The sequence below is a fragment of the Nesterenkonia muleiensis genome (assembly GCF_003600155.1).
Lineage (GTDB): Bacteria > Actinomycetota > Actinomycetes > Actinomycetales > Micrococcaceae > Nesterenkonia > Nesterenkonia muleiensis.
In genome coordinates this window covers 119,590-144,985 of sequence record NZ_QWLD01000040.1, presented here as the reverse complement: position 1 = coordinate 144,985, position 25,396 = coordinate 119,590, and the positions used below count along the sequence as shown (strand labels likewise).

General features: G+C 64.0%; 28 protein-coding genes and 1 pseudogene. 15 read left to right on the top strand and 14 right to left on the bottom strand.

Annotated features, from left to right (window positions below; translation table 11 throughout):
• Window positions 1–10: 10 nt before the first annotated feature.
• A complete protein-coding gene (locus DVO78_RS11755) occupies window positions 11–367 on the bottom strand; it encodes a TA system antitoxin ParD family protein (RefSeq protein WP_120005085.1) in 357 nt (118 codons plus the stop codon).
• Window positions 368–500: 133 nt separating this feature from the next.
• On the opposite strand from DVO78_RS11755, the gene DVO78_RS11750 reads away from it, so the two are divergent.
• On the top strand, window positions 501–1,148 hold the full coding sequence (locus DVO78_RS11750; RefSeq protein WP_120005084.1) for an NAD(P)-dependent oxidoreductase: 648 nt from the start codon (window positions 501–503) through the stop codon (window positions 1,146–1,148).
• A gap of 33 nt (window positions 1,149–1,181) precedes the next feature.
• On the opposite strand, the gene DVO78_RS11745 is transcribed toward DVO78_RS11750, so the two are convergent.
• From DVO78_RS11745 to DVO78_RS11730, 4 genes are all read right to left on the bottom strand, one after another.
• The gene (locus DVO78_RS11745; RefSeq protein WP_120005083.1) at window positions 1,182–1,484 is read right to left on the bottom strand and encodes a winged helix-turn-helix transcriptional regulator; all 303 of its coding nucleotides are present in this window, start codon (window positions 1,482–1,484) and stop codon (window positions 1,182–1,184) included.
• Between the two features lie 8 nt (window positions 1,485–1,492).
• A complete protein-coding gene (locus DVO78_RS11740; RefSeq protein WP_120005082.1) occupies window positions 1,493–1,861 on the bottom strand; it encodes a VOC family protein in 369 nt (122 codons plus the stop codon).
• A gap of 79 nt (window positions 1,862–1,940) precedes the next feature.
• The gene (locus tag DVO78_RS11735) at window positions 1,941–2,447 is read right to left on the bottom strand and encodes an SRPBCC domain-containing protein (RefSeq protein WP_120005081.1); all 507 of its coding nucleotides are present in this window, start codon (window positions 2,445–2,447) and stop codon (window positions 1,941–1,943) included.
• A complete protein-coding gene (locus tag DVO78_RS11730; RefSeq protein ID WP_120005080.1) occupies window positions 2,444–2,791 on the bottom strand; it encodes an ArsR/SmtB family transcription factor in 348 nt (115 codons plus the stop codon). The genes DVO78_RS11735 and DVO78_RS11730 overlap by 4 nt, the downstream gene beginning before the upstream one ends.
• 82 nt (window positions 2,792–2,873) lie before the next feature.
• On the opposite strand from DVO78_RS11730, the gene DVO78_RS11725 reads away from it, so the two are divergent.
• Together DVO78_RS11725 and DVO78_RS11720 are read left to right on the top strand one after the other, a co-directional pair.
• Window positions 2,874–3,389 carry an SRPBCC domain-containing protein gene (locus tag DVO78_RS11725; RefSeq protein ID WP_120005079.1) on the top strand — a complete coding sequence of 172 codons (516 nt, stop codon included), beginning with the start codon at window positions 2,874–2,876 and terminating at the stop codon, window positions 3,387–3,389.
• 66 nt (window positions 3,390–3,455) lie between these two features.
• A complete protein-coding gene (locus DVO78_RS11720; protein WP_120005078.1) occupies window positions 3,456–3,827 on the top strand; it encodes a VOC family protein in 372 nt (123 codons plus the stop codon).
• A gap of 14 nt (window positions 3,828–3,841) precedes the next feature.
• On the opposite strand, the pseudogene DVO78_RS11715 reads toward DVO78_RS11720, so the two are convergent.
• A pseudogene (locus tag DVO78_RS11715) lies at window positions 3,842–4,138 on the bottom strand (glutathione peroxidase); the annotation flags it as partial.
• A gap of 163 nt (window positions 4,139–4,301) precedes the next feature.
• On the opposite strand from DVO78_RS11715, the gene DVO78_RS11710 reads away from it, so the two are divergent.
• Window positions 4,302–5,279, top strand: coding sequence for an LLM class flavin-dependent oxidoreductase (locus DVO78_RS11710; protein WP_120005367.1), 978 nt, complete (start codon window positions 4,302–4,304; stop codon window positions 5,277–5,279).
• On the opposite strand, the gene DVO78_RS11705 is transcribed toward DVO78_RS11710, so the two are convergent.
• Window positions 5,212–6,375 (bottom strand): NAD(P)-binding domain-containing protein, encoded by a 1,164-nt coding sequence (locus DVO78_RS11705; RefSeq protein ID WP_238385270.1) that lies wholly within the window; start codon window positions 6,373–6,375, stop codon window positions 5,212–5,214. The two genes, DVO78_RS11710 and DVO78_RS11705, sit on opposite strands and share 68 nt — an antisense overlap.
• A 96-nt stretch (window positions 6,376–6,471) precedes the next feature.
• Between DVO78_RS11705 and DVO78_RS11700 the strand changes: the two genes are divergently transcribed.
• Window positions 6,472–7,827: a M20/M25/M40 family metallo-hydrolase gene (locus DVO78_RS11700; RefSeq protein WP_238385269.1), complete on the top strand. Its 1,356-nt coding sequence runs from the start codon at window positions 6,472–6,474 to the stop codon at window positions 7,825–7,827.
• Window positions 7,824–9,323, top strand: coding sequence for an MFS transporter (locus DVO78_RS11695; RefSeq protein ID WP_120005075.1), 1,500 nt, complete (start codon window positions 7,824–7,826; stop codon window positions 9,321–9,323). The genes DVO78_RS11700 and DVO78_RS11695 overlap by 4 nt, the downstream gene beginning before the upstream one ends.
• Window positions 9,324–9,334: 11 nt before the next feature.
• Here the strand turns inward: DVO78_RS11695 and DVO78_RS11690 are convergent, their stop codons facing one another.
• The 3 genes from DVO78_RS11690 to DVO78_RS11680 all read right to left on the bottom strand — a co-directional run bounded on the left by DVO78_RS11690 (window position 9,335) and on the right by DVO78_RS11680 (window position 12,762).
• The gene (locus DVO78_RS11690; RefSeq protein ID WP_120005074.1) at window positions 9,335–10,195 is read right to left on the bottom strand and encodes an Fpg/Nei family DNA glycosylase; all 861 of its coding nucleotides are present in this window, start codon (window positions 10,193–10,195) and stop codon (window positions 9,335–9,337) included.
• Between the two features lie 7 nt (window positions 10,196–10,202).
• Window positions 10,203–12,134, bottom strand: a complete 1,932-nt coding sequence (locus DVO78_RS11685; RefSeq protein ID WP_120005073.1) for a hypothetical protein — start codon at window positions 12,132–12,134, stop codon at window positions 10,203–10,205.
• A gap of 61 nt (window positions 12,135–12,195) precedes the next feature.
• Window positions 12,196–12,762 carry a MarR family winged helix-turn-helix transcriptional regulator gene (locus DVO78_RS11680; RefSeq protein ID WP_238385268.1) on the bottom strand — a complete coding sequence of 189 codons (567 nt, stop codon included), beginning with the start codon at window positions 12,760–12,762 and terminating at the stop codon, window positions 12,196–12,198.
• 69 nt (window positions 12,763–12,831) lie between these two features.
• Here DVO78_RS11680 and idi point away from each other — a divergent pair, with 69 nt between their 5' ends.
• From idi to DVO78_RS11650, 7 genes are all read left to right on the top strand, one after another.
• Complete coding sequence (idi, locus tag DVO78_RS11675; RefSeq protein WP_120005072.1) at window positions 12,832–13,395, top strand: isopentenyl-diphosphate Delta-isomerase; 564 nt, start codon at window positions 12,832–12,834, stop codon at window positions 13,393–13,395.
• Window positions 13,395–14,282 (top strand): phytoene/squalene synthase family protein, encoded by an 888-nt coding sequence (locus DVO78_RS11670; protein WP_120005071.1) that lies wholly within the window; start codon window positions 13,395–13,397, stop codon window positions 14,280–14,282. Before idi ends, DVO78_RS11670 begins: the two co-directional genes overlap by 1 nt.
• On the top strand, window positions 14,279–15,841 hold the full coding sequence (gene crtI, locus DVO78_RS11665; RefSeq protein ID WP_120005070.1) for a phytoene desaturase family protein: 1,563 nt from the start codon (window positions 14,279–14,281) through the stop codon (window positions 15,839–15,841). The genes DVO78_RS11670 and crtI overlap by 4 nt, the downstream gene beginning before the upstream one ends.
• The gene (locus DVO78_RS11660) at window positions 15,831–16,172 is read left to right on the top strand and encodes a lycopene cyclase domain-containing protein (protein WP_120005069.1); all 342 of its coding nucleotides are present in this window, start codon (window positions 15,831–15,833) and stop codon (window positions 16,170–16,172) included. The genes crtI and DVO78_RS11660 overlap by 11 nt, the downstream gene beginning before the upstream one ends.
• Entirely contained in the window at window positions 16,169–16,501 is a 333-nt protein-coding gene (locus DVO78_RS17575) for a lycopene cyclase domain-containing protein (RefSeq protein WP_157984013.1), read from the top strand. The genes DVO78_RS11660 and DVO78_RS17575 overlap by 4 nt, the downstream gene beginning before the upstream one ends.
• On the top strand, window positions 16,498–17,355 hold the full coding sequence (locus DVO78_RS11655; RefSeq protein WP_157984012.1) for a prenyltransferase: 858 nt from the start codon (window positions 16,498–16,500) through the stop codon (window positions 17,353–17,355). Before DVO78_RS17575 ends, DVO78_RS11655 begins: the two co-directional genes overlap by 4 nt.
• A gap of 62 nt (window positions 17,356–17,417) precedes the next feature.
• Window positions 17,418–18,608 (top strand): ferrochelatase, encoded by a 1,191-nt coding sequence (locus tag DVO78_RS11650; RefSeq protein ID WP_120005068.1) that lies wholly within the window; start codon window positions 17,418–17,420, stop codon window positions 18,606–18,608.
• 1 nt (window position 18,609) lies between these two features.
• Here DVO78_RS11650 and DVO78_RS11645 read toward each other — a convergent pair whose 3' ends face one another.
• Both DVO78_RS11645 and DVO78_RS11640 read right to left on the bottom strand, forming a co-directional pair.
• Window positions 18,610–20,760: an MMPL family transporter gene (locus DVO78_RS11645; RefSeq protein WP_120005067.1), complete on the bottom strand. Its 2,151-nt coding sequence runs from the start codon at window positions 20,758–20,760 to the stop codon at window positions 18,610–18,612.
• 134 nt (window positions 20,761–20,894) lie between these two features.
• On the bottom strand, window positions 20,895–21,701 hold the full coding sequence (locus DVO78_RS11640) for a transglutaminase-like domain-containing protein (protein ID WP_120005066.1): 807 nt from the start codon (window positions 21,699–21,701) through the stop codon (window positions 20,895–20,897).
• A 356-nt stretch (window positions 21,702–22,057) separates the two neighbouring features.
• On the opposite strand from DVO78_RS11640, the gene DVO78_RS11630 reads away from it, so the two are divergent.
• Together DVO78_RS11630 and DVO78_RS11625 are read left to right on the top strand one after the other, a co-directional pair.
• Window positions 22,058–22,336, top strand: a complete 279-nt coding sequence (locus DVO78_RS11630; RefSeq protein WP_120005064.1) for a metal-sensitive transcriptional regulator — start codon at window positions 22,058–22,060, stop codon at window positions 22,334–22,336.
• An 84-nt stretch (window positions 22,337–22,420) separates the two neighbouring features.
• Entirely contained in the window at window positions 22,421–22,891 is a 471-nt protein-coding gene (locus tag DVO78_RS11625; RefSeq protein ID WP_157984011.1) for a helix-turn-helix domain-containing protein, read from the top strand.
• A 23-nt stretch (window positions 22,892–22,914) separates the two neighbouring features.
• Here the strand turns inward: DVO78_RS11625 and DVO78_RS11620 are convergent, their stop codons facing one another.
• Window positions 22,915–23,976, bottom strand: coding sequence for a CHAT domain-containing protein (locus DVO78_RS11620; protein ID WP_120005062.1), 1,062 nt, complete (start codon window positions 23,974–23,976; stop codon window positions 22,915–22,917).
• A 7-nt stretch (window positions 23,977–23,983) separates the two neighbouring features.
• Entirely contained in the window at window positions 23,984–25,393 is a 1,410-nt protein-coding gene (locus DVO78_RS11615) for an ATP-dependent nuclease (RefSeq protein ID WP_202912178.1), read from the bottom strand.
• Between the last annotated feature and the right edge of the window lie 3 nt (window positions 25,394–25,396).

Genomic DNA, 25,396 nt, shown 5'->3' with positions numbered 1-25,396 from the left:
TGGAAGGCTATCAGCGTGCCGGATCCGCGTCCCGGATGACGAGATTGCCCTCTTTGTCAGCCTCCGACCAGGACTCGCCCGAGACTCTGAACTCCTGCTCAAAATCAGTCTGCGCAATGCGGCGCTGCACGCCTTCCATCCACCGTGCCCGCACCACAGATTGTTCGCGGGGACCGAGCTCGTCATAGGACATACGGTGTGAGAGCACTTCCTCGATGTCACGCTGACTGGCTGCCGGGGACTGCTCCAGCTGCCGGCCGATACTCGCCCAGTGCGCGATCTGCTGGGCCGCACTGCGGCTGTTGATCGCCCCACTGGCTTTCGCTGCCTCGTAGAGCTCTTCGTCCACCCGTGTTGGAACGCTCATACTTCGAGTGTAGCGAAGTGCTACAGGTCAGGGAAGAGCTGCTGAGCGCCGGGAAGCGAACCGGCGTCGTCGTTGTTCGTCCCAATGACAGTACGACGACGTCGTCTCTGTTTTCTCACGAAGGAGTTCACCTATGGCACATATCACCGTTCTGGGCGGCACCGGATATGCAGGAGCGGCGATCGCCGCTGAGGCTGCCGCACGCGGGCACAGCATTGTCGCAGTCTCGCGCACCGCACCGGGATCCCCAGTCAACGATGTCAGCTACGTCTCCGGAGACGCCACAGACGCCGATTTCCTTGCCGACCTGATCGCCAAGACAGAGGTGGTGATCCTGTCCCTGTCTCCGCGCGGCTCCATGCTCGGGAAGGTCAAGGAAACTGCCGAGAAGCTCATTCCCCTGGCCGCTGCGCACGGCGTGCGCATCGGTGTCATCGGAGGTGCCGGATCGCTGAGGGTGGCACCTGATGGCCCGCGGCTGTTCGACACCGAGGCGTTCCCCGAGGCTTTCAAACCAGAGGCTTTTGAACTGACCGCGGTCTGGGACCAGCTGAAGGAGACAGGGGATGATGTGGACTGGTTCTACGTCTCGCCCGCCGCCGGCTTCGGTGCCTACAATCCCGGTAGTCGCACAGGCATGTTCCGCACCGATGCCTCCGGTGTGCTGCTCACTGATGAGGACGGCAACTCGAATCTGTCTGCTGAGGACCTGGCGGTCGCCGTGGTCGACGAGGTGACGGATCCGCGGTACCGCCGCACTCGCTTTGCCGTGGCCTGCTGACCGAATCCCTAGTATCAGGGGGTTGTTCGGATTTCAGCCCGGCAGATCTTCGCCCCATTGCCTCAGGACTTCAAGCGCGGGGAGAACGGCCCGACCCCGCTCGGTAAGCTCGTAGCTCGACGCCGAGACTCCCGGCGTCCTCCGGACAATCTTGTGGGCAACCATTGTTCTGAGTCGTTCAGTCAACAGGTTCGTCGAGATGCCTTTGAGCGACGTCGCAATCTCTGTAAACCTCAGCGGGCCGTCGGAGAGCCGATCCACGATCAGCATTGTCCAGGGGCGCGCCAGCAGCTCGGAAGCCCTGGCTAATCCCGATTCTTCGGACAGCTTGTTCATGTGAGTGCTCACCCTAGAGCTTGGGTCAGGAAAAGCGGGAAACCATCCGGGTCCAGGACAGCGGCGTCGCGCTCACCCCATGGCTGCTCAGCGACTTCCTGAATCACCTCAGCTCCCTCTTGGCGCAATCTGTCCAACGACGCATCAAGGTCATCCACCATGAAGTACACCTCCGTGCGGCCATGCCTCGCTGAGGCCCGATCTTGTTCATCGACGCTTGTCGGATGGAGCAACAGGCGCGTTCCACCGACATCGAACTCCACTCGACCGCTGTTGGTACCACTGGCCTCGAGGCCAAGGGCATGCTCATAAAAACGGCGGGACGCCGACGTGTCCGAAACATAAAGAACGATCGAACGAATAAACGGTGTGTTCATAACCCCACCTTCACTTCATTTTTTGAACCTTACTTCAATTATTGAAGTAAGAACATCTCTTGTCAACCCGAGACGAACCTCAAGAGCCCCTGAGGAGCGCCTCGTAGTGCGGTTTGAGCTGGTTGTAGCGGGTATACCAGTCGAACCCTGAGTCTCCGTCCGGGAGGCGGTCGAGATAGGTGTGCCAGCCAGGGCCGTACTGGGTGAGATCGGCAGAGAGCAGCTGCTCGTGCTCCAGGACCAGCAGTACGCCGCCGTCCCCGGGGACCAAGGTCACCCGCAGCACGGTGTCTGAAAAAGGTTCATTGGCGGTGCTATCCCGCCAGCTCACCTCGAGGAGCCGCTCGGGATCACAGCGCAGAACCTCGCCCTTGGCATACTCGCGCCCGTCGTCCCAATACGTGACCCATCCCTTGCCCTCAATCGTCACCGGGGCGAACCAACGGGCGATCCGCTCCGGCTGGCTGATCACGCTCCACGCGTCAGCCAGACTCGTTTCCAGCCGACGCTCGAAGCGCACACTCCCCCGCTGGCCGTCGCGCGTCACTTCGGCGAATCCTGCGGGCACCTTTGCTTCCACTGTCATGATCTGTTCCTCTCAACGTTCCGCCGCGCGGCCTTTCCGCGGGCGATTTCGGTTTCCAAGGCGTCCAGTCGCTGGTTCCAGAACCGGGAGATGCGCTGCGCCCAGGCTGTCACGTCCTCAACTGCCTCCGGTTTCAGCGAATAGAGCCGCCGCTGAGCGTCGACTGCGCTTTCGACGACGCCTGCCTGCTTCAGCACGCGCAAGTGCCGCGAGGCCGCCGGCTGACTGATGCCGAACTCCACATGAAGCACCTCGGCCAACTCTCCTGCAGGACGGGCACCGTCGACCAGCTCCTCCACAATGCGGCGCCGAACCGGTTCTCCCAGGACATCCAATGCGTGCATATGAGCATCATTGCACTCGCAGTTATATAATGCAATAGTTATAAATGGCAGAGGAGGTTACACCACAGAGAAGAGGTCCGTCATGGATACGCTTGAACAGTTCACCCGCTCACTCCAGGGCACAGCGGAAGAACCCTCACTGGTCTTCGAGCGGCGTTACCGGAGTTCACCGCAGGATCTCTGGGACGCCATCACCACTCCCGAGAGACTCGCCCGCTGGTTCGGAGCTTTCGAAGGGAACCCTCCGGCAGCTGTTGGAGACGACTTCCGTGTCGACCTCGGCGGTGGTGCAGAGGACATGGGCCGCGGCACCATCACCGCATGCAAGTCACCCGTCCACCTTTCCTACACCTGGCAGTGGCAGAACGAAGATCTCAGCCAGGTGACCGCCGACCTGGCTCCCGATGGAGACCAGACAGTGCTGCACCTCACCCACTCAAAGGTCGAACCGGCCCATGTAGTGGGCTACGGAGGCGGCTGGGAACAGTGCATGCTGGCCCTCGACGACGAACTGACCGGCACCAACACCTATCAGTCGCACTTCCAAAACCATGAGACCGCAGCCAATTCGATCTGGCTCGAACTGCAGAACAGCTGAGCTTACACACTAAACGTCACTTTCTTAGACTTGGCATCATCATCTCCCACCCACGAGGAGCCCGTCGTGAAGATCAATCACCAAGTCGTGGTCTTCGACGCCTCTGACCTGCACGCCGAGAGTCAGTTCTGGGCTGGGGTGCTCGACGGCACCGTGGATGCCGAGGACGACTGGCATATGGTCCTGGTGGACCGCGCTCCGAAGATCGGCGTTCAGCTGGCCCCGAACCATGTGCCGCCGCAGTGGCCCGACGGTGAGCCCCAGCAGATCCACCTGGATCTCTGGGTTGAGGACATCGAGCCAGCGCACCAGAAAGTCATGGACCTCGGAGCATCACTGCTGAAAGCCGAAACCGACGAGGACCCGCAAGCAGCCTTTAGGGTCTATTCCGACCCTGCAGGCCACCCTTTCTGCCTCTGCTGGGTCAAAAAGCCCTGACTGACTTCTGAGCCAGCCGGGAGCCAGTCTTCGATGGCGGAGACGATCTCTGAGGCCTCCGGCTCGGTGCGCGGGCGGAACCGTTTCACCTCACCGCAGGGGCTGATCAGGAATTTCTCGAAGTTCCAGGCCACCCGGCCGGCTTTGCCCTGAGCATCAGCCACCTGAGTGAGCCGCTGGTAGAGCGGGTGAGCGCTACGTCCGTTGAGCCGGACTTTCTCCGTGATCGGGAAAGTCACGCCCCAGGTGGCCGAGCAGTATTCGGCGATCGCCTCGTCTTTGCGGAACTCCTGGAGGAACTGGTTGCTGGGTGAAGAGTGACGACCTCAATCTCCGCCAAGTCCATTGCGTCTCCTGCCGCACATCGACGCCGAATCCAACTGGATGTTGGTTCAGACTCAGCCTACGCCGGATATCCGATGGGCAGATGACAGGACGGGAAGCTTTCGCCGGTTCCAGCGGTTGGCCGGAAGTGTGAGACTGTCTCTGCTGGATCGATCGCGTACCCGCGCCGGCTATCCGGAGGCTGCAGCGCTGCGGCACTCTGTTGAGCGGGCTGCGGCTGCCGAAGCGCTGGGATACCACCGTTTCTGGGGCGCGGAGCATCATGCTGTGCCCGGAATCGCCTCTGGGTCCCCGGCCGTGCTGCTGGCCGCGGCGGGAGCACACACCTCTCGCATTCGCCTCGGCTCTGGCGGCGTGATGCTGCCCCACCACCAGCCGCTGGTAGTTGCCGAGCAGTTTCTCATGCTGGAGGCCCTCTATCCGGGGCGAGTTGATCTCGGGATAGGACGCACTCTGGGCTTCACGGAGCCGGTGCGCCGGGCGCTGAGGCAGGAGACCGACGACGTCGAGCAGTTCTCAGCTGATATCGCCGAGCTGCGCAGTTTCCTGGAGCGGGAGGCACCGGTGACTGCCCGGCCCGTGGCAGCGACGATGCCGCAGCTCTTCCTCCTGGCCACCGGTCGGGGCATCACCACCGCAGCCCGGCTCGGGCTCCCCGTGGTGATCGGAGGTCCCGTACTGCACTCCCCCGACTTGCCGGAAATGCTCGCAGCCTATCGCCGAGATTTCCAGGGATCAGCGGCTGTGCCGGAGCCTTCGGTCATGGTCTCGCTTGATGTGTTCATCGCAGACACCCGGGAAGAGGCTCACGAGCTGGCCCTGCCGGAGGCCTGGGCTATGGCCCGTTCCCGTGAGACCGGTCAGTTCGATCCGCTGGAACCGGCGGAGAAGATCCGCTCCCAGAAATGGAGTCCGCGCACGCGCAGCCGCGTGGATGAGAGCCTGCAGCGGGTGATCGCCGGACCCCGCGGTAGCGTCAGTTCCGAGCTGGAGCAGCTGATCGGCCACACTGCTGCTGAAGAGCTGCTTGTCTCGACCTCTACCTATGACCGGGAGGCACTGGCTGGGCTGGACGCTGATCTCGCCGAGCTGATCCTGCGCCGCTGAACATGGCCAGCAGCGACTTGGTGGCCTCCCGGCCGGCCCGATTGGCTCCGACGGTGGACTGCGAGGGGCCGAAGCCGATCAGATGGATGCGCGGATCCGCGACTACCTCGGTGCCCCGGACCTGTATTCCGCCACGCTCGTTACGCAGCCCCAGAGGCTCCAGATGCTTCAGATCGGGTCGGAATCCGGTGGCCCACACAATGGTGTCCACGGAGGTGAAGGAGCCGTCAGACTCCCGGACTCCGTAGGGTTCCAGGGTGATGAACATCGGCCGCCGCTGCAGAACGCCCCGCTCCTCAGCTGCCCGAACATAGGGGGTCCGGATCAACCCGGTGTAGGAGACGATGCTGCCAGTGGGTTTACCGGACTCGGCGTCTGCGGTGACCTTCTCGATGGTGCGCCGGCCCTCGATCTCGGGACGGAACTCTTCACTGTGGAAGACCGGCTCACGACGGGTGTACCAGTGGACGGTGGCCACCCGGGAGATCTCCTCGAGCTGCTGCAGCGCAGAGATGCCGCCGCCTACGACGGCGACTCGCTGACCGGTGAACTCCTCCAGCGAGCTGTAGTGGCGAGTATGAAGCTGACGCCCTAGGAAGCGCTCGCGCCCGGGGTATTCGGGCTGTACCGGATTGTTCCAGGTGCCTGTTGCGTTGAGGATTGCCCGAGTCTGCCATAAGCCGCGGTCGGTGGTGACCAGGAGATCCCCGTCAGGGGCATCATCAACACGGTGCACCTGCTCCACCCGCACCGGGCGGAGGATCGGCAGCCCGGTGACCGCCTCGAAGTTGGAGAAGTAGCGCGGGACCGCGGTGCGGCTCGGTTCCTGGGGATCAAGGGACGGTTTGGCGTAGTCGGGGAGGTCGAAGATGCCGTTGACCGTTTCCATCCGCAGTGATTCCCACCGGTGCTGCCATGCTCCGCCGGGCCTGTGGTTGGCGTCGAGAATGACAAAGCTGCGCAGCTCCTCAGGCTCTGCAAGGGCGCTGGCGAAGCCTGATCGCTGCAAGTGGTAACCGGCGGAGAGCCCGGCCTGCCCTGCCCCGATCACCACCACGGTGGCAGACATTTCCCCGGTCTGATCAGGAGCATTCATCGGATCAATCATATGCTCTCCCCCTCACGGACTCCGCAGAACGTCACAGTAAGTCTGCGGCACACGAGGGCTCCGAGAGAGGTCTAAAATGCGTTCATGGCACTGGATTCTCCGAACGGCACACCTGTACTTGATGGTCATGCGATGGCCGAGCGCCTGGCGCGCATGATCCAGCTGCCCACCGTCAGCGCCGAGCTTGCTGAGCGCGGATCAGATCCGTTCGAGGACTTCATCAGCCTGCTCCGGGACCTCTATCCGCTGACTCACGGCCATCTGGAGCAGGAGCGGATCGGCGAGCTCGGCCTGCTGCTCCGCTGGCGCAGCACAGCGCCCGAGGCCGACCCGGTGGTCCTCATGGCGCATTTCGACGTGGTGCCCGCCGATGAAGCGGCCTGGACCCATCCGCCGTTCTCCGGTCACATCGAAGAGGGCTGGGTTCATGGCCGCGGCGCCCTGGACGACAAAGGGCCACTGTTAGTGATCCTCGAAGCGGTCGAAACGCTCCTGGCCGAGGACTTCACTCCTGAGCGCGATGTCTTCCTCAGCTTCGGCGGGGACGAGGAGATCTACGGCAGCGCGGCGGCCGGTATCGCCCAGAGCTTCCAGGATCGTGGCGTCACGCCCTGGTTGGTGCTCGACGAGGGCGGGGCGGTGGTCGAGGCACCCCTGCCGATGGTCTCGGGCCAGACCGCGATGATCGGCCTCGGCGAGAAGGGCCTGGCCAGCATCCGGCTCAGCTGCAGCGCCGACGCCGGGCACGCCTCCGCACCCGATGGGCTGACGGCAGTGGCCCGGATCGGCCGGGCGGTGGGACGGCTGACCCCCTCGACGTTCCCACCTAAGGCACCGGAGGCGGTGACCCGAATGCTCCAGGTCCTCTCCGAACGCGCCACTGGGCCTGGTCAGCGGGCGCTAAAGCTGCTGGGCTCCTCGTCGTTCCTGACCGGACAGGCGCTGCCCCGGGTGGGGCCGGAAGCCGCCGCCTTGGTGCGGACCACCGTTGCGGCCACCCGTATCGAGGGCGGGACCGCCGACAATGTGCTGCCCTCCAGCGCTTCGGCGGTGCTGAACCTCCGGCTCATCCCCGGGGACACCACCGAAGGTGCGGTCGAACGGGCCCGGAACCGGATCGACGACGCCCTGATCGACCTCGAGCTGATCAGCGGCAGCGATCCCTCACCCCAGTCCCCCGCTGAGGGACCACAGTTCCATGCGCTGGCAGAGGCCGTGAGGGCCAGTTACCCGGAGGCGCTGCCCGCCCCGTATCTGATGATGCAGGCCTCCGACGCCCGGCACTTCCACCGGTTCGCTCCTGCGGTCTACCGTTTCGCTCCCCTGGAGATGAGTGCGGAGCAGCGCCGCAGCATCCACGGCGTCGATGAGCGGGTGCATACCGACTCGCTGGTCCGCGGCACCCTGTTCCACCGGCAGCTGATCAGGAATCTGCTGTGAAGGCCGCACCGCGCCCCGGCAGGCGCAGCAAGGCGAAGCTCGGCGCACTCACCGGGCTGGTGGTGGCATTGGCGGTGGTGGAGTTCGTCTCCGGGGTGCTCCAGGGCTACTACACCCCCATGCTCACCGATATCGCCCGGCATCTGGGGATCCATGACGCCGATGTGAACTGGCTGGAGGGCTCGCAGCTGATGCTCTCGGCCCTGGTGGTGCCGGCTTTCGCCAAGCTCGGGGACATGGTGGGGCACAAGAAGATGCTGCTGATCTCCACGGTGCTGACCGCCATCGCCTCGCTGGTCTTACCGTTCACCGAGAACTTCACGCTGTTCCTCATCGCCTGGGCGCTGCAGGGGTTCTACGTGGTGTGGCTGCCCCTGGAGATCGCGCTGATCTGGACCCGGTCCAGGGCCTCTGGGGCGCCCGCGGCGATCACCGCAAAGGCCGCCGGCATCCTGGTGGCCGCACTGCAGGCCGGAGCGATCACCGGAGCCCTGGTCGGCGGCCTGCTGGTGGACATGTTGCCGCTGTGGCTGGTGCTGCTGATTCCGGCGCTGACCGTGGTGGCCTGCTGCTTCGTCATCGGATTCGGCGTGGAGGAGTCGCCCGAGGTCCAGGGCGGCAGGCTGGACATTGTGGGCCTGAGCCTGGTCTCTTTCGCGCTGATCGCTTTCACAGGCGGCCTGAGCCTGCTGCGGCTCAACGGCCCGGCCGATCTGTTCGCCTGGTCGGTGACAGCACTCGGCGTCGCACTGCTGATCCCATTCGTGCTGTGGGAGCTGCGGCATCCGGACCCGCTGATCGATGTGCGGATGTTCGCCAATCCGGCCCTGGGCCCGGTGTTCCTCACCGCAGGGCTCTTCGGAGTGAGTGTGCTGGGAGCACAGGCACCGCTGTCCACCTTCGCCCGGACTGACCCGGAGATCTACGGCTACGGGCTGGGCACCACCGGGTTCACCACCAGTCTGATCATCGGGTTCTACCTGATCGCCATGATCATCGGAGCCTTGGTCTATCCGGTGGCGGCCCGGGCTTTCACTCCCCGGTATGCGCTGCTGGGCGCCACTCTGCTGGTCGGGCTGGGGTATCTCATGTTCCTTCCCTTCCACGGTAGCTACACGCAGGTGACCACGAATATGATCATCGCCGGCATCGGCTCCGGCGCACTGGTGGCCGCGCTGCCGGCCACCGCCGCGTCTGCAGCACCGCGGACTCAAACCGGAGTGGCCACCGGGCTGACCAATTCGGTGAAGACCGTCGGTGGGGCCATCGCCTCCTGTGTGTTCGGCATCGCTCTGCTCCAGGGGGCTGCTGAGACGGTGGAATCCACCGCCGGGACGTTCTCCGGCTATGTCACCGTGTGGCTAGTCTGCGGACTGACCGGGATCGTGGCGGCAGCCTCGCTGCTGTTCGTGCCCAAGCAGGCTTTCACCGACCGGCTGGCCACCGCCCCGCCGTCACCAACCACACCGCCGTACGCTGTGCCGGAGAGTCTCTGAGCTCAGGCCGCTCAGAACAGGCGATCCATCCCGCGGTCGGAGAAGGACTTTCCCTCGTTCTGGCAGACAGGGCAGTACTGGAAGCTGGAGCCGCTGTAGACCACCTGTTTGATGGCCTCCCCGCATTCGGGGCAAGGCTCGCCGAAGCGGCCGTGGACCCGCAGTGCGGTCTTCTTCTCCCGTTTCAGCTCACTGGCCGAATGTCCCTCGGCCCGGGCCATGGCCTGTAGGAGGGTCTGACGCATCACCGTGTAGAGACGGGCGACGTCCTCGGGCTCCATATTCGCCGGTTGGAAAGGCGACATCTTGGCCGCGTGAAGGATCTCATCAGAATAGGCATTGCCGATTCCGGCGATGTTCCCCTGCGTCTTGAGCACATTCTTGATCCGGGCCCGCCCTGCGGACTTCAGGATCTCGGCGAAACCGGCCTCATCGACCTCCAGGGCATCGGGGCCCAGTTTGGCGATGCCTGGCACCTCGGCTGGGTCGCGCACTATGTGCAGGGCCAGGGCTTTGCGGGTGCCGGCCTCGGTGATGTCCAGTCCGGTGCCGTCCTCGAGCACCAGCCGTGCGGCGATCGGGCTCTTCCGAGACGGCATTCCCGAAGGTGCCTTGTCCCGCCAGCGGATCCAGCCGGCCAATGAGAGGTGGATGACCAGGTGCAGCTGAGCCTGCTGGTCGCCGAGGACGATCTCCAGCCACTTCCCGTGCCGTCCCACCCGATGCACGGTCTGACCGGCCACTGCGGAGACCGGCGGGTCAAAGGTCTTCAACGCGTGGAAGGCGAGCACGTCCAGCCGGTCGATCCTCCGCCCGGCCAGGCGGGACTCCAGATCGACGGCGAGCGCATGGACCTCTGGCAGCTCCGGCATAGTGATTTCATCCTAATGCGGCCCTGAAGTCACCGACAGCCTGTTTGTAGGCGACCTCCTCGCGGTAGATCTGGTGGCCGGCCACATCGGCCCATACCGCGCGCAGCGGTTCGGGGTCATCAGGCTCCAGTGGGAAGGACGACGGCGCCGCCTCGGCAGGGTCTGGAACCTCCAGATCTGTAGCCGGCGCCCCTACGCCGATGACCGGTCCGCCGATCTCATCGGTGAGCCGGTAGAGATTCCGCCAGCCGCCGCGGCCAGAGATGAGCCGGTCCCGCAGATCCTCCACCGCCTGCTGACCGAAGTAGGCGGGGAATGCCTGTCCGTAGAGCGTGGTGACCGGAGAACCGTAGCTCAGCAGCCCGCACCGGTGCAGCATGGCTGAGCCCATCGGTGCCAGTGCGGCGAAGGCCAGCGCTGATCCCTGGGAGTGGGCTGAGACGATCAGTCCGCTGTGGTCCCGGATGCGCGTGGTGATCAGCCCCTGGAACTCCGGTACTGCGCGTTCGGTGAAGGGCCTGACCGCGAATGGGTGGTACCGGCGCGGCCAGAACGTCAGCACGTCCCATATCACCGCCACGGCCCCGCGCAGGGCCTGCCATCGGCTGGAGAGCCAGACCAGGCAGACAGCTGCGACCGCCAGTCCTGGCAGCAGCACCACGGCAATGCCGGAGAGGAACCCGCGCCCGGGAGGCTGGATCCAGTCGATGACTGGTCCCTCTGGCTCAAACCGCAGAGCCATGGCGATCAGCGACGAGGCCAGGAACAGCCCGGCGAAGATACTGATCAGCCACGGGGCCTGCCGGGCCGCCTGGGCCCGTCCACGTCGGGCAGCCACCTGGGCACGGAGCTGGTCACTCACGCCGTCGGGCTCCAGCGTCCCACCGAGCTCGGCCTGTTCGGTGCTGCGTGCTGGTAGTTCCTCGGCACTGCCCCGGCCGCGCCAGACCAGGCTCCATACCGCCAGCGCTGCGGCCCAGAGCAGCACCGTGATCACGAACGACTCGATCAGCGCCAGCTCCTGGCCCCAACGGTCCCACGGTATCCCGGCCAGTTGGGCGGTCAGCAGCGCCAGGCCGGCCCAGACCCCGTTGCTCAGCGCCGCCGACAGTGTCACCGCCGCGGCCGGAAGCGCCCGGGGAGCGGACTGATGGGGGTACCGACCACCGGGGTTCCAGCAGCATCCGGCCAGCGCCGCCACCACGAGGAACTGGAGAAGGCCCACCACCAGAAATGCCCTTCCCAGCCCGAGGTTCACCTGTCCCCAGTTGGCCCAGGCCAGAACCACTGCCGCGCCCACAGTCAGCGCCACGGCACTGAGGTGCCAGCCCAAAAGCTTCTTCAGGCTGCGGTCGTGGGCGAAGAAGTGTTCGCTGGTGAGGCCTTCACGGTGCTGCCAGCGGGCCTGGCCATCGCGGCGTCCCAGACCGTATCCGGGCTGCACCCGCTCATAACGACGGCGGGTGAGATCAGCGATCACCGTCAGCAGCAGCAGCACGCCCACCGACAGGAGGAAACCGACCACGACGCCGATGACTCTGGCTGCTTCTCCGAATCTGCCCAGCGTCTGATACCCGAGATAGTCGACTGCGATGATCGCGGCCCACAGCACGTAACTGGCAGTCAGCAGCGCTGCGGCTGTGTGAACAAGAATGCGAGTCAGCCAGATCCGTCTGCTGCTGCCGGAGAAATGCTCATGGGCCCAGCCGGCCACATTAACCAGGGTGAACGGCAGCAGCAGGACCCAGAGCGGCTGGAACCGGGAATCGGTGGTGAGCCGTCCCCAGTCATAGCTCTCCACCTGCGGATTCTGGCGGCGGGCCAGGACCTCTGTGCTGCGTCCGCGCTGGATCACCACAGCCTCTTGTGGCTCCACCCCCAGCAGGGAGGATCCCGGGGACCCTCCGACCCCATGAATCCTCAGCTCATGACACCCCATCCTGGCCCATTCTACTGAGCGCGTCTCAGCCAAGCGGACAAGGCCGCTACCTGGAGATGGGTTAGGACGAAGGCTGCTGCTGAGCAGGCTGGGTTGCTGCGAGTGCCTCCAGGAACCGGATGACCACCTGACGCTCTTCGGGGGTTAGGGCGGCCGCGGCGTAGAAGCGCCCAGCGTGGGTGCGCCCTACCGTCTGCTGTGCCACCCGCCGAGTTTCCTCGGTGACTTCGACCGCTGTGCTTCTGCGGTCCTCAGGGTGGGGAAGGCGCCGGATGTGGTGATGCTCGGCCAGGCGGTCGAGCATCTTCGTCACCGATGCTGTTGAGATCCCCAGATGCTGGGCCAGCGCGCCGGGGGTTGCCAGGTGATGACTCTTCTGGGCCGCAATGATGTAGCGCAGCGCGCGCATATCGGTTTCGCCAAGCTTCATGTATTTGCGCGAGGCCTCGCTCATGCGTCGTTCAGCCTGACGCCAGTTCCGCAGTGATTCAAGCACCTGGACGATCTGATCCAGCTCGTGGTCATCATAGGAACCGTACTGCACGATCTCCTGGCCGGGGTCGGTCACGCGCGGATCGAGCATGGAGAAACCCTCGTCACTGCCCTGACCTGGGCGCTTCTTCATCATACGTTTTCCTTAGGCTACTATTAGCTAAGCTATTTACTAGCTAAGCTAACTATAAGAGATGGGGTTCCGATGTCGAGTCCAGCACGGCAGGTGGTCCTTCTTGCCGAGGACGGCGAGCCCTGCGGCACTGTGCCGAAGGAGCGCGTACACACTGCGCAGACCCCTCTGCATCTGGGCTTCTCCTGTCATGTTCTCAATGGTCAGGGACAGGTGCTGATCACTCGACGCTCGCTTCATAAACATACCTGGCCAGGGGTGTGGACAAACTCCTTCTGCGGTCATCCGCAGCCGGAGGAGGGCCTGGAGGACGCCGTGCACCGCCACGCCCGCTACGAGCTGGGACTGAGTCTGAGCCGGGTGCAGCTGGAGCTGCCGGAGTTTCGGTACCGAGCCACCGACGCCTCCGGGATCGTGGAGAACGAGATCTGCCCGGTCTTCACCGCCTCAGCCCAGGGCGCCCCACAGATCAACCCCAGCGAAGTCTCTGAGGCCACCTGGGTGCAGCCGGAGAAGCTCACCTCTGCCGTCACCGCCGCACCATGGGCCTTCTCCCCCTGGTTGGTGCTGCAGGTTCAGCAGATGCCGCTGTACCGCTCGGCCGGCCTCGGATCCGATCAGGAACCGGCGCATTGATGAGAGACTCCGCATTTCCCTCACCCCTGGGCCTGTACTCCAAGGCAGCGCAATCAGCCTCCTCCCGGGTCATCCGCGAGTATTCGACATCGTTCAAGCTGGCCACTGCCCTGCTGCCTGCCCAGACTCGTGCGGAGATTCGCAATGTCTATGCACTGGTCAGGGTCGCCGATGAGATCGTTGACGGCACCGCCGAAGAAGCAGGGCTGGACGCCGACTCCAGGAGGGCGGTGCTCGATGATCTCGAAGAGGAGACGCTCTCGGCGCTGCGCTGCGGGTTCAGCACCAACCTGGTGGTCCACTCCTTCGCGGTGACCGGCAGATCCGCGGGAATCGAAGAAGTCCTGGTCGAAGCCTTCTTCCGCTCCATGCGCCGGGACCTCACCCCGGTGGTCTCGCTCAGTGAGGAGCAGTACCGCACCTACGTGCACGGCTCAGCCGAAGCCGTGGGGCTGATGTGCCTGCGGGTTTTCCTCAACGGCCATCAGGTCCCCCGGGATAAACTGTCCCGCATGGAAAGCGGCGCCGCGAGTCTGGGAGCAGCGTTTCAGAAGATCAACTTCCTGCGCGATTTCGCTCAAGACTCCCAGCAGCTGGGCCGCACCTACTTTCCCAGAACCTCCCCTGGTGTGCTCAATGAGCACCGCAAGGGTGAGATCATCGCTGATATCGACGCCGATCTCGCCGCTGCCCGCAAAGCGGTACCCCTGCTCCCGCCTGGCCCGCGCCGTGCCACCGCGCTGGCCGCTGCACTGTTCGGTGAGCTCAACGAACGGCTGCGCCGCACCCCTGCTGCAGAGCTTCACCGCCTCCGCGTCTCGGTGCCAAGAAGAGCTAAAGCCCGCATTGTGGCCTCCGCACTGCTGCCGGCGGGGGGACCACGATGAACAAGACCGTGACCCCGCCACGCACAGCAGTGGTCATCGGTGCCGGATTCTCAGGACTGGCCACCGCCGCTCTGCTGGCCCGCGAAGGGTTCCAGGTCACCGTGCTGGAGGCCCAGGAGACGGTGGGCGGGCGGGCCGGTCAATGGCAGCACCAGGGCTTCCGGTTCGAAACAGGACCGTCCTGGTATCTGATGCCGGAGGTCTTTGAGCACTTCTTCTCTCTCTTCGGCACCTCCGCCGAGCAGGAGCTTGACCTGGTGGAGCTCAACCCCGGATACCGGGTCTTCTTCGAAGAGGAGGACGACCCCTTCGACGTCCCGGCGCGCTCAGCCGCAGAGGCGCTGGTGGCTCTGGGGGCCGATGAAGCCGCGCTGCAGTCCTATCTCGACTCAGCCGCTGAGACCTACCGGCTGGCGGTGGGCACATTGCTCTACTCCACCTTCACCTCAGCCCGCAGCTTCCTGGAGCCGAAGGTGCTCAAGCAGCTGCCCCGGCTGCTGCAGCTGCTCACCGAGCCGCTGGATACGTTCATCGCGCGGCATACCGCTGATCAGCGTGTGCAGAAGATTCTGGGCTACCCGGCAGTCTTCCTGGGCACCTCACCCTCAGCCGCGCCGAGCATGTACCACCTGATGAGTCACCTGGATCTCTCACAGGGCGTCCTCTACCCCCGTGGCGGGTTCAGCTCGGTGGTGGCTGCCGTGGCCCGCCTCGCTGAAGACCACGGCGCGGTGGTGCGCACCGGCTGCCAGGCTGAGCACATCACTGCCGCCAAGGGCAGAGCCACCGGTGTCCACTTCACTCTCCGGGGTGGGGGTCGGGAGTTCCTCCCGGCCGACGTCGTCGTCTCCACCGCGGATATGCATGTCACCGAGACCAAGCTCCTGACACCAGAGCACCGCCTCACCTCTGAGCGCAGCTGGCGGCGGCGGGACCCGGGGCCCAGTGCGGTGTTGGCCATGCTCGGGGTCCGGGGGCCGCTTCCTGAGCTGGGGCACCATTCACTGCTGTTCACTCAGGACTGGCAAAAGGGATTCGACGAGATCAGTGGTAAGCGGCCGGCAGGCGGCCCACCGCGTTCCCTCTACGTGTGCCGGCCCAGTGCCACCGACGACGTCGCTCCGGCTGGTCATGAGAACCTCTTCGTCCTGGTCCCGATCACCGCCGACACTGCCCTGGGCGCAGGCGGAACAGACGGGGGCGGAGACCCCCAGGTGGAGAACGTGGTAGATGAGTCCATCGAGCAGATCGCCGCCTGGGCAGGGATTCCGGACCTTCCTGAGCGTGTCGTGGTCCGGCGCAGCATCGGTCCAGCAGATTTCGAACGCGACTTCGGCGCCTGGCGGGGCGGGGCGCTGGGCCCTGCGCATACGTTGCGACAGAGCGCTTTCCTGCGGGGGCCGATCGCCTCGTCCAAACTCGCCGGAATGTTCTACGCCGGGGCCACCACTATGCCGGGAATCGGTGTGCCGATGTGCCTGATCAGTGCGGAGTTGGTGCTCAAGGCCCTTCGCGGAGACACCACCTCCGCCCCTATGGAGGCCGCCGGTGCCGGCTGAGCTGACGAGTCTCCTCTACCTGGGCGCCCTGCTGATCTCCACCGGGTGCATGCTGCTGATCGACTGGCGGTACCGCCTGTTCCTCTTCGCTGAACCCCTCCGTGCAGTCCTGGTGCTGGTGATCGGCACCGCCTTCTTCCTGCTCTGGGACCTAGCCGGCATTGCGCTGGGCATCTTCCTTCACGGTCCCGGGCCGTATATGACCGGTGTCATGCTCGCCCCGGAGCTTCCCCTGGAGGAGCTGTTCTTTCTGCTGTTCCTGTGTCACCTCACCATGGTCTTGGTCCTGGGCTCACAGCGGCTGCTGGAAACCCGGGTGAGCCGGCGATGACCTATCTTGTGCTCTCCTGCGCCTTCATGGCTGCAGCGGTGCTCACCGCGCTCTGGGCTGTCCGGGTGCATCGCCGCGTCGCAGCAGAGGCGCCCTTCGGCTGGGCGGCTGTCTGCGCTGCGGCGCTGGCGCTGCTGGTGCTGACCGCGGTCTTCGACAACATCATGATCGGGGTCGGGCTGTTCACCTACGCTGATGCGCAGATCTCCGGGATCCGGCTTGGTCTGGCACCGATCGAGGACTTCAGCTACCCGTTGGCCGCAGTCGTGCTGCTTCCAGCGCTGTGGGTCCTGGTGGGGCCTCTCGGCGCGAAAGGGAACCCACGGTGATCGGTCATCTGCTGCGGTCCTCCCGTCCGCTGAGCTGGATCAACACCGCCTATCCCTTCGCCGCGGCCTATCTGCTCACCGGCGGTGGCTTCAGCCCCGCCCTGCTCATCGGGACGCTCTTCTTCCTGATTCCTTACAACCTGGCCCTCTACGGCATCAACGATGTCTATGACTACGCCTCCGACGCCGCGAATCCGCGCAAGGGCGGGGCCGAGGGCGCCCTGCTGCCGCCGCGGCTGCACCGGGCCACCCTCATCGCCTCCGCAGTCATCTGCCTGCCGTTTGTGGTGGTACTGGTGATCATCGGCTCCTGGCCGTCCTGGATCGCGCTGGGTGTCAGCCTGATCGCCCTGGTCGCCTACTCTGCTCCCCCGCTGCGTTTCAAAGAGGTCCCGGTGCTGGACTCTGTGACCTCCAGCCTGCACTTCGTCACCCCGGCTGTCTATGGGGTGGTGCTGACCGGCGGCGGGTTCGGGCCTGCTGCGGCATTCGCGCTCGGCGGGTTCCTGCTGTGGGGCATGGCCAGTCACGCCTTCGGGGCGGTGCAGGACATCGGTCCTGACCGGCAGGCCGGCATCAGCTCTGTGGGCACTGCGCTGGGGGCCAAGGCGACGGTCCGGCTCGCCTTGGCCCTCTGGAGCGCCGCCGGAGCGCTGATGCTGGGCACCGGGTGGCCGGCGGCACTGGCGGGGCTGCTGGCGCTGCCCTACCTTGCCGCCGCGTGGCCCTTCCGTGACCTCACCGATCAGGATTCGCCGAAGGCCCATGGCGGCTGGCAACATTTCCTGTGGATCAACTACGCCGCCGGGGCAGCGCTGACCATGCTGTTGATGGCCATGCACCTGCCTGACTGATCAGCACCACCGGCTGCCCCAGCCCGGCTGTCCCCACCACCTACCAGGAAAGGAATTCGCGCATGACCGAGACTCACCCCGAGACCACTGAGGTGCCGCACGCCGCTGAGGCCTCAGCCGGCGGCCACCCCTTTGCGGCTGCCCCCCAGGAGTACGACGCCATTCTGCTGGCGAGCTTCGGCGGACCGGAGGGGCAGGATGATGTGATTCCGTTCCTGCGCAACGTCACCCGGGGCCGCGGCATCCCCGATGAGCGGCTGGAGGAGGTGGCCCATCATTACCGCCACTTCGGCGGGGTCAGCCCCATCAACGCGCACAACAAGCAGCTGCGGGAGGTGCTGGAGAAGGAGCTGCGCAGCCAGGGAATCGACCTTCCGGTGTACTGGGGAAACCGCAACTGGGGGCCCTACCTGGAGGATGCTGTCAAAGAGGCTGCCGCCAATGGGCACACCCGCCTGCTGGCTGTGGCCACCAGCGCCTACAGCTCATACTCCAGCTGCCGTCAGTACCGGGAGGACTTCGCCCGGGTCCTGCTCGACACCGGCCTGGCCGGGACAGTGCTCATCGACAAGATCGGCCAGTACTTCGACGCCGCCGGCTTCGTCCAGCCCTTCACAGAAGGCGTGGCTGAGGCTCTGAGCGAATTCTCTGCAGCCGGCTTCGCTCCCGAGGAGATCCGGGTCCTGTTCTCCACCCACAGCATCCCCACCGCCGATGCCGAACGCTCCGGTCCGCGCGACCAGGACTTCGGGGACGGCGGAGCCTACGCCGCTCAGCACCAGGCGGTCGGTGCGGCCATCATGGAGCAGCTGGCCGCAGAGTCCGCCGCACAGCCGGGCACTGAATGGCAGGTGGTCTACCAGTCCCGGTCCGGCCCGCCCACCCAGCCGTGGCTGGAACCCGATGTCTGCGACCGGATCGCCGAGCTGCCTGCCGAAGGAGTGAAGGCGGTGGCTGTGGTGCCGCTGGGGTTCCTCAGCGATCATATGGAAGTGCTCTGGGACCTTGACAATGAGGCCATGGAGGCCGCGGAAGAGGCAGGGCTGCGGGCGGTCCGCACTCCTACCCCAGGGGTCCACCCGGCTTTCGTGACCACGGTGGTCGATCTGATTAAGGAACGGATGCAGGCTGTGCCGGCTGATCAGCGCCCACGCCTGACGGAGCTGGGACCGTGGTACGACGTCTGCCGGCCCGGATGCTGCGAGAATGTCAGGCTGGGATTCCGTCCCGCCGCAGCCGGCTTGGCGCCCTAATCTAAGCGGGCTGAGGCTCTGGTCGCTGTGTCAGAGAGGATGGCCACCAGAGCTTCCCTCCGGCGTCCACGCCTAAGGCGGGGACGTGGAGAGTCCGGACCACAAAGGTGTCGATGAGCACCCCGACCGCCACCAGGAATGCCAGCTGAACCATGAACATCAGCGGCAGCACCGCCAGCGCGGCGAAAGTGGCTGCCAGCACGATGCCGGCACTGGTGATGACTCCCCCGGTGACCACCAGTGAGTGCAGGAGTCCTTCGCTGGGCCCGCGCGAGGGGGTCTCCTCCCGTGCACGCGTGGCCAGGAAGATGTTGTAGTCCACCCCCAGGGCGGTGAGGAAGACGAAGCCGAACAGGGGCACGGTAGGGTCAGCGCCGGGGAACCCGAAGATGTAGTTGAACACCACCGCTGAGATGCCCAGGGCCGTGAAGTAGGACAGCACGGTGGTGACCAGCAGGATCACCGGAGCGGTGAGCGCACGCAGCAGCACGATGAGGAAGACCAGGATCACCACCAGTATCAGCGGGATGATGGTGATCAGGTCACGCTGTGCGGTCTGGTTGGTGTCCAGCTGAGTCGCAGAGGTGCCCCCTACCAGAGTCTCTCCCTCCAGCTGGGCCAGCTGCTCCCGCAGTTCGACCACGGTGCTCTCCGCCGCCAGGGAGTCAGCGGCGTCGGCCAGGGTGACCGAGAGCTGGGTATAGCCCTCCGCTTGCGCTGCCTCCTGCGGCGATTCTGCCGGGGAGCCGTCCTCGGTGACCGCATAGACGGTGCTCACCCCGCCGAGGGGTTCAACGATCTCCAAGGCCAGTTCTGTCTCACCAGCGGGCACATAGACCTCAGCCGGGGCACCTGTGCCGGCGTCGAAGTGCCGCTCCAGCATCTGCTGGCCGGCTTTGACGTCAGTCTCCCCCAGCACCAGTTCGGACTGCGGGACACCTTCGGCCCGCAGATCCAGCACCCCGGCGGAGCCGATCACCAGCAGGAGGGTCACCACCAGCCATATCCGCCGCGGACGACGCCGCACTGCGTCCGCCACCGCTGCCCACAGTCCGGTACGTTCGGGGCTTTCCCGCCGCTGCCGCCTGCCCGGCTGCTCTGCCGAAACCAGATTCAGCGCTCTGGGGATCTTCGGCCAGAAGGCAGGGCGGCCCAGCAGGGCAAGCAGGGCCGGCAGAAAGGTCATCGTGGCCAGCACGGCGAAGACTATTCCGGTGGCGGCCACCGGCCCCAGTGCCCGGTTCGAGTTCAGGTCTGAGACCAGCAGGCACAGCAGCGCGGCGGCCACCGTCCCGCCGGAGGCCAGAACCGGTGGCAGTGAGCGTCTCCAGGCCCGCCACAGCGCGGAGAACCTGTCCTCATCGGCCAGCAGCTCCTCACGGTAGCGGGCCACCAGCAGCAAAGAGTAGTTGGTGGCCGCACCGATGACCAGGATGGACAGAATCCCCTGTGCCTGGCCGTTGAGCTGAATCCAGTCATTGCGGGCCATCTGGAAGACGACGATGATGGCCGCGCACAGTGCCGCGACCGATGAGAGCAGGACCAAAAACGGCAGCAGGACCGAGCGGTAGACCAGCACCAGGATGATGAACACAGCGGCGATGGCCACCACCAGGAGCAGACCATCGATGCCCGCGAACGCCGCAGCGAAGTCCTCCGAGAGTGCCGCCGGCCCGGTCACATGTGCTGTCCATCCGGGCTCTTGCAGTTGCCGATCCACGGTAGTGCGCAATGCCGCGACAGCACCGTCTTCGGCCGCCTGCTCATCCAGCAGAACCAGGATCTGCACCGCTTCGCCGTCCTCTGAGACTTCCGGAGGCAGGGCCTGGAGCACCCCGTCCAGTCCAGCGATCGCCTCCACCGCCTCGTCCAGTTCGGGCCCCTGCTCATCGGCGATGGCACCTGCTGCGGATTCGGCGATGACCGTGGCCGGTACGGCGTCGTCGTCGGAGAACTGCTGGCGCAGCTCAAGCGCCTGAGTGGACTCTGCCTCAGCGGGCAGGAAGGTGACCTGGTCATTGGAGACGACTTCGGAAAGCTTGCCGAAGGTCTGACCGCCCACGGCGGTCAGGCCAAGCCACAGCAGCACCCCGAGGACCGGGAGGAGGCGGATCCAGCTGGATGGGCCGCTGTGGGCACGTTTCGCTCTCATGCGCCGCCGCTATTCATCACCGGAACCGATGCTGGGGCAGAAACGCTGCGCGGAGGGGTGGTGGCGCTCAGCAGCCTGGGCCTCTGGGCTTTCATATATCCGGGATTCGCTGGTCTGCTCGTTTCAGCAGGCACTTATGCCAGCTGAACCCGCTCATCGCGGTCCTCGGTGGGCAGTGAGTCTGCGACGGCAGTGACCTCGATGCTGTTCAGCGTGGGCCCTGCCCCCGAGGCCGTCATGAAAGCAGTGTCTGCGGCGTCGCGGCCGGTGGCGATGCGGACCAGTGATGCTCTCGGGGCCAGACGCGTCGCGTCCACCGCGTACCAGCGTCCTTCCGCGTAGGCTTCGACCACGGCGTGGAAGTCCATGGGTGACAGTCCTGGAGCATAGACCGCGGCCAGGCGGGCCGGGACATCCATAGCCCGCAGCAGGGCGATGACCAGGTGGGCGTAATCCCGGCATACTCCCTGGCGGCCCAGCAAAGTTTCGACCGCGCCGTCGGTGGGGCCGCTGGAACCTGGCACATAGAACAGCTGGGAGTGGACCCAGGACTCCACGGCGTGGATCACCTCATGCCCCTTCAGGCCCTGGAACTCGTAGTGTGCGGTGGGAGCCAGCACATCGGACTGGCAGTAGCGGCTCGGCCTGAGGTAGCGCACCAGATCGGCCTGGTCGACCGGCTCGGGCGTCGGATCTCCGGCAACCGTTGCACGGTAGTCCAGCGTCAGCCGCCCGGTCGGGGCCCAAGCACGGTGCATCCGGGTCCCATGGAGGTCCCGGATCTCGGTGAAGCTCAGGTCAGCGCCATCGTGGAGCAGCTTCAGCGTTTCGTCAATCCTTGGGGTAGGCACAGAATCCGCCGCAGCCGCAGCGACCACGAAAAAGATCTCGGCCGGGTCTTCGACGGTGATATCGAGGTGCGCGCTGACCGTTCTCTGCATGGCACTAACAGTGCCACAGTCCCCCGGGCTGGGCAATTGCTGGCTCTCACACCAAAACAGCTAGCTGACCTCCCCCTAGTCCCATTGGCGAAAGGCCTCCCATGACCGCCGCCTACTGCGCGCTCCCCATAGGTCCTTTGACCAAGCTCCTTGTCGGCTGGGCTGCGCTCATCGGGATATCTCTGGCCCTGCCCCTGTTGGCCTACGTGGTCGGAAAGAACACCACAACGACCAACATCCGACCCTTGAACCAGCGCCCTTTCACCACTGCAAGTCAGCAGAAGGCATCGTCCTCACACCCATGGGATGATGATTAATCGTGTTCTATCAACCCGACGCCATCCGAAGGAAGCCTCATGCGTAGCGCGGACCCCGAAACTCAGCGCAAGATCATCAACAGACTCAAACGGGCCCGCGGCCAACTGGACTCCGTCATCAACTCGGTTGAGGACAAGGGTTCATGCCGAGAGGTGGTCACCCAGCTTGCCGCAGTATCCAACGCCCTTGATCGTGCCGGTTTCCTCATTGTCTCTGGAGCCATGCAGCACTGCATCACAGACCCCGAGACTGCTGCTGAGGAAGAGGACGGCCTCACCATCGAGGAGCTGGAGAAACTCTTCCTCACCCTCTCGTGACAGGAAGGTGCCACGCAGGTGTTCAAGGAGGACGTTTGATCTTCCTATAAGATCCAGCCCACCGGGCACCCTGCCAGCGGGGTCGTGACTAAAGACATCGTTAGTTTGAACAACGACGTTCTGGTGCGCCTCTCGCACTGTGATGCGACAAAACTCCACCAGATCAGGGGTGCAGTCGAGGCGACCTCCAAGATCAAGCAGAAGTATCGCCATGTCGCGTATACGCCAATCAAACCCACACTGCCACCGAAAAAGCAACGGGGACGCCGTCCGCGCAGCTTCACGCCAGAGGAGACCAAGAGCCTCATCGCGGAATACCGGGCCGGGGTGCCAGTGATCACGATCAGCAAGAAGTTCGGATGCCATCGCTCCACTGTGCAGCGCATCCTGCAGGTCAACGGCGTCGAGCGACGAACGCCCGATCTGACAGCTGAGCAAGTGGCCGCCCTCCGTAAACGCCGGGCCGAGGGAGCCACCTACGCCCAGTTGGTCAAGGAGTTCAACGTCAGCAAACGCACGATCTCGAAGTACACGGCATCTCGGGAAAACCTATAGAACGACAGAAGAGTATTCAGCGTCTATTCTGCAGGCTTCACGAGTACCGTACTTGAGGGGTCAACCCCTTCGGATGTAGCCAGAGTCGGCAAGTCGTGTCCCTCCAGACCAGCAAGTTCTAACGCGGCTTGGCCCGAAGCATGTGCTGAACGTACAGACTGGCCATTGGCAATGGCAGCGTAGAACTGCGCGGCATAGACAATGGCGTCCCCGTCCTGGATGCTGTCGGACATGCCGATGGCCAAAGGGACTACGTCCTCAACAAGCTGGTCGATTTGCGCTGCAGATTTACAGGCATTCAGAAGAACAAGAAGTGGAGGCTCATCGGTTGCAGCTATAGCGCGGACGAAGGCCTGGGCTGGAACCGGATGGCCATGATGGCGATTATCCTGTTCGCGCTCGAACACAATCAGATCCTCGTTACTGTGTCCTGAAAAGTGGACAACGTGAGGACGGAACTTCGCAATTCCGTCGAGCAAGTCCTCCGTAGTCGCGGCTGGCCTGACATCGAGCTCAACAAGATCCCGGTGGAGCGCGGACTCGACCGCGGACCGGATCCGCTTTTGCTCCCGCCCAACCCGCAAATCACCCTCGGAAGCGGATCCAAGAAGCAGAATCCGAAGCTTCTCGGGCTTCGGGGCACGGAGCATAGTCATCACGTTGCCTACGGTCTGTTCAGTTCGGGCCAGCGGTGCCTCAGATTCAGCGCGTTGAGCGACTTCACGACGCTGCGCCAGTGCCGATTCACGCTTCTGCCGTCTCTCGGCTACAGCAGCTTCAGATGCTTCGGCTCGAGTCAGCTTCTTTTGGGCATCCGCCTCTTGTTTTGCGTAGTCCGAAGCTTTCTTCTGCCACCTGCTGGCTTCTTTGCCTGCAGTAGCCGCTTCTTTGTCTCGTTGATCCGCTCGTCTGAGCTTCATCCTGATAGTCGAAGCGTTCTTAGACTTCCCGGCCTCCTGCTGCGCCTTATCTGCCTCAGCGCGCTTCTTGGACTCTTTGGTCCTGCACTCTCCGGCTTTAGCTTCGGCATCGATCCGCTGCTTACGCTTACGGTCAAGCTCTCTACGGTATTGAGCACTGCTCATGTGCCGGTCAGTCTCCTCGCCCTTCAGCTTTGGCGATAACTTGTTCAAGCATCTCTGGCACCTTGCCTTCAGCAGTGACCGTCGCCGACCTATATACGGACTGGTTCTTCCTCAAGGAGACACCCGTATCCTTCTCGATAGTCGTGCAGGACTCTGCCCACTTGGGCCATTCTTTGGTCAAGAACGTTTCCAAATGATCTTCAAATACGGCAGCAGACTCTCCGATCTGAGAAGGTGGAAAATCAGTAACGTCTAGCCCGAAATATTTGAGAACAGATCGGTTCGCCGCAACGTGCCCATTCTTCTCATTTTCAATCTTGTCCTGGTCTTTGCCATTAGCTTTGGCGCGAGCTTCGAAGCCTCCATCGCCATCAAATAGGGCATATGCCGGGATGCCCATACAACTGAGGATCGCATGTGCCAGGGGGATAGAACTTTTTCCTCCAGCAGGAACAACAGCGACGCCCTTTGCTTCGAGAGAACCAGCGCCAGCTCTGTCCGCGATTCCGTGGAACACTGCTGATTCGGTGGTTCCTTCAACGACTAGGGCTCTCTGAGCGAACAACGCCACAGGTAATTGATTGGCTATGACACTATCCAACTGGCTCTCGACGGATACTGCCTTTGTGACACCATCCAGCTTCTCCTTAACCTCATCGACGGTGGCCGAATGTACCGTTACGGAGGGGGTCGGATTCTCAGTTCGAGTCAGCCGTCGCACCTGGTTGAAGTGACGCGTCTCTACGAAGTAAGGACTGTGCGTCGCATATGTGATCTGGATACGTTTACCTGAATCTTCCGCAAGTGTTCGTAGCACTTTGGCGAAAGTCTGCGCCTGGATGGGATGCTGAAACAGTTCTGGCTCTTCGATAGCCAGGCAAATAACTCCTTGGTCTCCCGCTGTGCCCGATTCCGCCAGAACCTGAAGCGCCGATACAAGAAGCGTGCGTTGAAATCCATGCCCCTGGTTCTCAACGGGAGTTTGATCTTCACCGTCCAACACGGACACTGAGAAAGTCGTGCGCGGAGCTTTGAGTTCTACCTCTGAAGGTGTAACTCTCACTTCGCGATCTGGCGCATAAGTGTGGACAACCTCGTTCAGCTGTGTGGTGAGCCCTTCAAGCTGATCATTGAACTTTTCCCTATAGACGTCTTGTTGCTTCTGGCGGCTCTCTTCGACGATCCTGGCGATGTCCTCATCTGCGGCAGTGCGGTCCACGGATCGTTCTAGGATGCGTCCGATAATGCTGGACTTACCATCCGTCGATTCTTCACTCGCACGCAGATCTGCCGTCACAAGAACAAAGTCGAAGAGGCCGCTCATCTTGCCGCCACTGTTGAACCCGAAAAAGTTTGTTTCCAGCGCTTCCGGGGCATCGACTAGCTGGTCGACGTGGTCAGCCTCCCATTCAGTCATCGC